4 protein-coding genes and 1 pseudogene are annotated in these 6,181 nt (G+C 69.1%); 4 read left to right on the top strand and 1 reads right to left on the bottom strand.

All coding sequences use genetic code 11. The features are described 5' to 3' along the window. Nucleotides 1-201: pseudogene (locus ACRDUX_RS04530) on the bottom strand (hypothetical protein); the annotation flags it as partial. 165 nt (nt 202-366) lie between these two features. On the opposite strand from ACRDUX_RS04530, the gene ACRDUX_RS04525 reads away from it, so the two are divergent. The 4 genes from ACRDUX_RS04525 (at nt 367) to ACRDUX_RS04510 (ending at nt 6,044) form a co-directional block, all read left to right on the top strand. Next, a complete protein-coding gene (locus ACRDUX_RS04525; RefSeq protein WP_526411438.1) occupies nt 367-1,071 on the top strand; it encodes a response regulator transcription factor in 705 nt (234 codons plus the stop codon). Beyond that, nucleotides 1,068-2,756, top strand: a complete 1,689-nt coding sequence (locus tag ACRDUX_RS04520) for a sensor histidine kinase (protein ID WP_526411432.1) — start codon at nt 1,068-1,070, stop codon at nt 2,754-2,756. Before ACRDUX_RS04525 ends, ACRDUX_RS04520 begins: the two co-directional genes overlap by 4 nt. A 71-nt stretch (nt 2,757-2,827) precedes the next feature. Further along, nucleotides 2,828-4,699, top strand: coding sequence for an ArnT family glycosyltransferase (locus ACRDUX_RS04515; protein WP_526411436.1), 1,872 nt, complete (start codon nt 2,828-2,830; stop codon nt 4,697-4,699). 85 nt (nt 4,700-4,784) lie between these two features. Continuing rightward, nucleotides 4,785-6,044, top strand: coding sequence for a bifunctional glycosyltransferase family 2/GtrA family protein (locus ACRDUX_RS04510; protein ID WP_526411434.1), 1,260 nt, complete (start codon nt 4,785-4,787; stop codon nt 6,042-6,044). Nucleotides 6,045-6,181 lie beyond the last annotated feature (137 nt).

Here is a 6,181-nt window from a genome sequence, read left to right as displayed (position 1 = left end):
CTCGCCGTGTAGCGAATCGGTTTCATCGTCGGTCCGATGTGGCGCGGGGAAGGCAGGCGGGTGGCCGTCGCCGTGCATCCCGCCCGACGCGGCGTGAAAGCCGGTGTCGGTTGCCGCGGCGATCGCGGCCCCGCCGACCCCGGCGATGGCCGCCGCCACCGCGATGGCGCCGATCGTCTTGCGCGTGTCCCAGGTGTTCACGCACACCACTGTGGACGAGCGACGTGTGCGCCAGCTGTGAACGGCCTTTACACAGCCCGCGCATAGATTCGGCACAGGTCTCGCCCATTCGAGGGGTAGACAATGAGGGAGATGACCACCGCCAACGGCTCCGACCGCGAACACGCCGATCCAGCACGCGTCGTCATGCGCAGGTCAGACGGCAAGCCGATCAACGTGCTGGTGGTCGACGACGAGCCCGTCCTCGCCGAACTGGTCTCGATGGCCCTTCGCTACGAAGGCTGGGACATCGCGACGGCTGGCGATGGGGAGTCGGCGATCGCGCTGGCCCGCGAGAACCCTCCCGACGTCGTCGTGCTCGACGTCATGCTGCCAGACATGAGCGGACTCGACGTGCTCCACGAGCTGCGGGCCCAGATCCCAGGCCTGCCCCTGCTGCTGCTCACCGCGAAGGACTCGGTCGAGGACCGCATCGCCGGGCTCACGGCGGGCGGCGACGACTACGTGACCAAGCCGTTCAGCCTCGAAGAGGTCGTGCTGCGGCTCCGCGCGTTGCTGAGGCGCACGGGTGTCGCCGACGAGACGGGTGGCGCGCAGATCGTGGTCGGCGACCTGGTGCTCGACGAGGACAGTCACGAGGTGACCCGCGGCGGGGAACTGATCACGTTGACGGCGACGGAGTTCGAGCTGCTGCGGTTCATGATGCGCAACGCCAAGAGGGTGCTGAGCAAGGCGCAGATCCTCGATCGGGTGTGGAGCTACGACTTCGGTGGCAGATCCAACATCGTCGAGCTGTACGTGTCGTATCTCCGCAAGAAGATCGACAGCGGCCGTGAGCCGATGATTCACACGTTGCGCGGCGCCGGGTACGTCCTCAAGCCACCGCGATGAGCTCCGGTCGCCGCGGCGCACCTGCTGAGTCACGCACCCGGATCTGGTCACCGCGGACGTGGTCTCTGCGGCTGCGGCTACTGGCTACCCAAGTCCTGCTGGTGGCAGTGGTGTGCGCGAGCATCGGCATCGCGACGGAGTTTGCGCTGCAACGGTTTCTGGTGCGTCAGCTCGATCAGCAACTCGTCGAGGCGGGCAGACGCTCCGCGGCGATCTTCGACCTTCCTCCACCTGTCTTCGACGGATTCCCGCCGGGCTTCGGCCCGCCGAGGGACGGCCCCCCTGGGGAGGGGCCGCCGCGCGAGGGCCCGCCGGGGGAGGGTCCGCCGGGGGAGGGTCCGCCGAGGCCGGGGCAGCCGCCCTTTCCGTACCGGGAGCGGTTCGACCCGGAGTTCGGGCCCGGCCCCGGATTCCTCAACGCCCCCGGACAGGCGACGCGGACCGTCGGTGCGGTGATCTCTGCGTCAGGCGCCATCGACGCGGGCGTCATCAACGGCGACGGAACGCGCTCGACGATCGACGGTGACGCGGCCGCCAAGCTCGCCAAGGTGCCACGGACGCGCACCCCCCAGACGGTCGAACTCGACGGCCTCGGCCGCTACCGGGTGATCGCCCTGCATGCACGACACGGCGACGAGACGATCGTGACCGGCCTGCCGACGGCGGTCATCGACGACACTCTGTGGTGGGTGCTCGGCATGTTCTGCATCCTCGCGGCGATCGCCCTCGTCGCGGCCGCCGTCGCGGGCATCCTGGTGATCCGGCGCCAGCTTGCGCCGCTCTCCAGGGTTACCACGGCCGCCCGTGACGTGGCCGATCTCGAGCTCGACAAGGGTGAGGTGCTGCTGCCGAGTCGGATCGTGCGGGTCGATCCCGCCGGTGCGCACACCGAGGTCGGTCAGCTCGGATCGGCGCTGAACCGCATGCTGGACCGCATCGCGAGCGCGCTGTCGGCGCGGCACGCGAGCGAGACCCGGATACGCCAGTTCGTCGCCGACGCCAGCCACGAACTCCGCACCCCGCTGGCCGCCATCCGCGGATACACCGAACTTGCCCAACGGAAGCGGCGCGAGCTGCCCGACGACGTGGCGCACGCGATGAGCCGGGTCGAATCCGAGACAGCGCGCATGACGCAGCTCGTGGAGGACATGCTCCTGTTGGCCCGCCTCGACGCGGGGCGTCCACTGGTTCAGGAACCGGTCGACGTATCCAGGCTCATCGTCGACGCCGTCAGCGACGCCCACGTCGCCGGGCCCGACCACGACTGGTCGCTCGACCTGCCGGAGGAGCCGGTGTCGGTCGTCGGGGACGAGGCACGCCTGCAGCAGGTGCTGGTGAATCTGCTGGCGAACGCCAGGACGCACACTCCCGGCGGGACGTCGGTGACGACGTCGCTGGTCGAAGACCTGGGATCGGCAGTGCTGACCGTGGCCGACGACGGCCCTGGCATCCCGGCCGACCTGGTGCCGGAGGTCTTCGAACGGTTCGCCCGCGGTGATTCGTCCCGGTCGCGCCGCGGTGGTAGCACCGGTCTCGGTCTGGCCATCGTGGCGGCGGTCGTCAAGGCGCACGACGGGACGATCGACGTGCGGAGCGAACCAGGCCGTACGGAGTTCGTGGTGAGGCTTCCCCGACACCCTGCAGCTTCACAGCCGACCCACAGCCCGAACCAATCGCGCGCCTAGCGGATTACCAGAGAATCGATGAGGTGACTGCCGTTCTGCCGCACGCCGCGTACGCCATCGACGGCGACTCCATTGACCCCGACGTCCCCGTTCATGCCGCTCGAGTGCCTGCCGCCATCGGTGAACGCGTGGCGTTCGGCGTGCTGCTGGTCGTCACGGCGGCGCTCTACCTGTGGAATCTGTCAGCCAGTGGTTGGGCCAACGGCTTCTACTCGGCGGCGGCGCAGGCCGGCGCCGAGAACTGGACGGCGATGCTGTTCGGCTCCAGCGACGCAGGCAACGCGATCACCGTCGACAAGACGCCCGCCGCGCTGTGGGTGATGGACGCCTCGGTGCGGCTCTTCGGATTGAGCTCGTGGAGCGTGCTCGTCCCGCAGGCGCTCGAGGGCATTGCTGCCGTCGCGCTGCTGTATGCAGCCGTACGACGTGCGGCGGGTCCGTCGGCGGCCCTTCTGGCCGGAGCCGTCTTCGCACTGACACCCGTTGCGGCGTTGATGTTCCGCTTCAACAATCCTGATTCGCTCTTGGTACTCGCGCTCGTCGCGGGCGCTTACTGCGTGCAGCGGGCCTGCGAGCGCGACAGCAGTCGATGGTGGCTCCTCGGAGCGGGCGCCGCGGTCGGCATCGGCTTCCTGGCCAAGATGCTGCAGGCGTTCCTGGTGCTGCCCGCCTTCGGGATCGCATACCTGATCGCGGCCGCCGTGCCGTTGCGCACCCGGCTGGTCAGGCTGGTCGGGGCGGTGGCCGCGATGGTCGTCAGCGGAGGCTGGTATCTGCTCCTCGTCGAACTGTGGCCTGCCTCGTCGCGGCCCTACGTCGGCGGCTCGCAACACGACAGCATCATCGAACTGGCCCTTGGCTACAACGGGCTCGGCCGCCTGACCGGCGACGAGACCGGGGGCCTTGGCAACATGAACTTCGACGTCGGCTGGGGCAGGCTGTTCGGCACCTCGATGGGCGCCTACATCGCGTGGCTGATCCCCGCGGCGGTGGTGTGCATCGCCGCCGGTCTGGTCATCACCCGCCGCGCGCCGCGGACGGACCCGACGCGGGCCGGTCTGATCATCTGGGGCGGCTGGCTGGTGGTCACCGCCGTCGTCTTCAGCTACGCCAACGGCATCCTGCACCAGTACTACACGGTGGCATTGGCGCCCGCGGTCGGCGCTGGCATCGGAATTGGTGCAACGCTGTTGTGGCGCAACAGGTTCGATGTGCGCGCCGCCATCGCGATGTCGGGCTCCGTGCTCGTCACCGTCGTGCTCGCCGCCGTGCTGCTGGCTCGCCGCACCGACTGGCTGCCATGGTTGGGCACCGCGGTCGCCATCCTCGGCGTCGGAGCCGCGGTGCTGCTCCTGGTGTCGGGTCGACTTCCGGCGCGGGTGGCCAGGGGCGTGGCAGCGTGCGCCATCCTGGCCTGTCTGGCCGCCCCTACCGCGTACGCGCTCGCCACGGTGGCCACCCCGCACTCCGGAGCGATCCCGTCGGTGGGGCCACCGCGCGGTCATGGTTCCTTCGGTGGTCCAGGGGGCTTCGGCGGCCCCGGTGGACCAGGCGGCGGGTTCCTCGACATCCCCGAAGCCGGGCCCGCCCTGACGAACCTGCTGTCCGACGGCGCGGACCGTTACGAGTGGACCGCTGCGACCGTCGGCTCGAGCAACGCGGCGGGCTATCAACTCGCGAGTGGTGCACCGGTGATGGCGGTCGGTGGGTTCAACGGCACGGACCCCGCGCCGACCCTGTCCGAATTCCAGCGCGACGTCGCCGACAGTCGAATCCACTACTTCATCAAGGGTCATTCGATGTTCGGATTTCCCGGTGGCCGCAACAGCAGTGGTAGTCACGACGCCGCCGACATCAGTGCATGGGTCGAGGCGCACTACACCTCGGAACAGGTGGACGGCGTCGTCCTCTACGACCTGACGCAGGCACCGAATAACTCATAGCCGGCGCATAGCTCGCTCATGAGACCACCACACACCGCGGATCGACGATGGAGTCATGACAGACATGAAGGACGACGTGGTGCTGATGGAGGCCGCCGTGGATTCGAGGCCAGTGGATTCGAGGCCCGGTTTCGCCCCGCGACCCAACGCCGCGTTGGAGGCAAGGGCACTCCGGGTTCCGGTCCTGGACGTGGTGATACCGGTGTACAACGAGCAGGCCGCCCTTGCCGATTCGGTACACCGGCTGCACCGCTACCTGCGTGACAGCTTCCCGTACCCGGTCCGGATCACGATCGCCGACAACGCCAGCACCGACGACACCCCCCGCATCGCCGCAGAGTTGGCCGCCGAGCTCGACGACGTCCGCGCGGTCCGGCTGGAGGAAAAGGGCCGCGGCGGCGCCCTGCACCACGTGTGGTCGAAGTCCGACGCCATGGTCCTCGCCTACATGGACGTGGACCTGTCGACCGATCTGGCCGCCGTCGCCCCACTCGTCGCGCCGCTCATCTCCGGCCACTCCGACCTGGCGATCGGCACCAGGCTTGGCCGTGGCTCGCGGGTGGTTCGCGGCGCCAAGCGCGAGATCATCTCGCGGTGCTACAACCTGATCCTGCGCTCGACGCTGCAGGCCAGATTCTCCGACGCCCAGTGTGGATTCAAGGCCATCCGCGCCGACGTCGCCCAGAGCCTGCTGCCCCACGTCGCCGACACCGGGTGGTTCTTCGACACCGAACTGCTGGTGCTCGCCGAACGTAGCGGGCTGCGCATCCACGAGGTTCCCGTCGACTGGGTCGACGACCCCGACAGCCGGGTGGACATCGTCGCAACGGCGACCGCCGACCTGTTGGGTGTCGGCAGGCTTCTGCGCGGCTTCGCCAGCGGCTCCATCCCGGTCAACGCGATCGCCGTTCAACTGGCTCCGTCGCAGTCGTCGGCCACCCCCAACTCGCTGCTGCGCCAAGTGGTGCGCTTCGGCGCGGTCGGGGTCGCATCGACCGCGGCCTACCTCCTGCTGTTCATGCTTCTGCACGGCGTCATCGGCGCCCAGGCCGCGAATCTGGTGTCCCTACTTCTCACGGCGATCGCCAACACGGCCGCCAACCGACGGTTCACGTTCGGCGTGGCCGGCGGCGCGAAGGCGGGACGCCACCACGTCGAGGGACTCATCGTCTTTGCGATCGCTCTCGCGATCACCAGCGGTGCGCTGGCCGGCCTGCACGTCTTCGTCGACCAACCGCACCGCCTGCTCGAGATCTCCGTGCTCGTGCTCGCCAACCTGGCGGCCACCGCCGTCCGATTCGTCCTGTTGCGTGGCTGGGTGTTCCACCCGCGCCGGACCCTCTGACCGAGAAAAGGGAAGCACGATGGCGACATTGACTGCCGAAGACGTCCCAACGGACGCCGCGATCGAGGAGGCGGGGCCGCCGGATCCGCGTTGGACCCGGCCCGCGTTCTGGGCGCTGCTGGTGGGAACCGCGGTTC

The sequence above is a fragment of the Mycobacterium sp. genome (genome assembly GCF_050701675.1).
In the GTDB taxonomy this organism is placed as follows: domain Bacteria; phylum Actinomycetota; class Actinomycetes; order Mycobacteriales; family Mycobacteriaceae; genus Mycobacterium.
This window is presented reverse-complemented; position numbering and strand designations above follow the sequence as displayed.

Coding starts and splice junctions, on each gene's coding strand:
- ACRDUX_RS04525 (WP_526411438.1), top strand. CDS start 367: ATGCGCAGGTCAGACGGCAAGCCGATCAACGTGCTGGTGGTCGACGAC.
- ACRDUX_RS04520 (WP_526411432.1), top strand. CDS start 1,068: ATGAGCTCCGGTCGCCGCGGCGCACCTGCTGAGTCACGCACCCGGATC.
- ACRDUX_RS04510 (WP_526411434.1), top strand. CDS start 4,785: ATGGAGGCCGCCGTGGATTCGAGGCCAGTGGATTCGAGGCCCGGTTTC.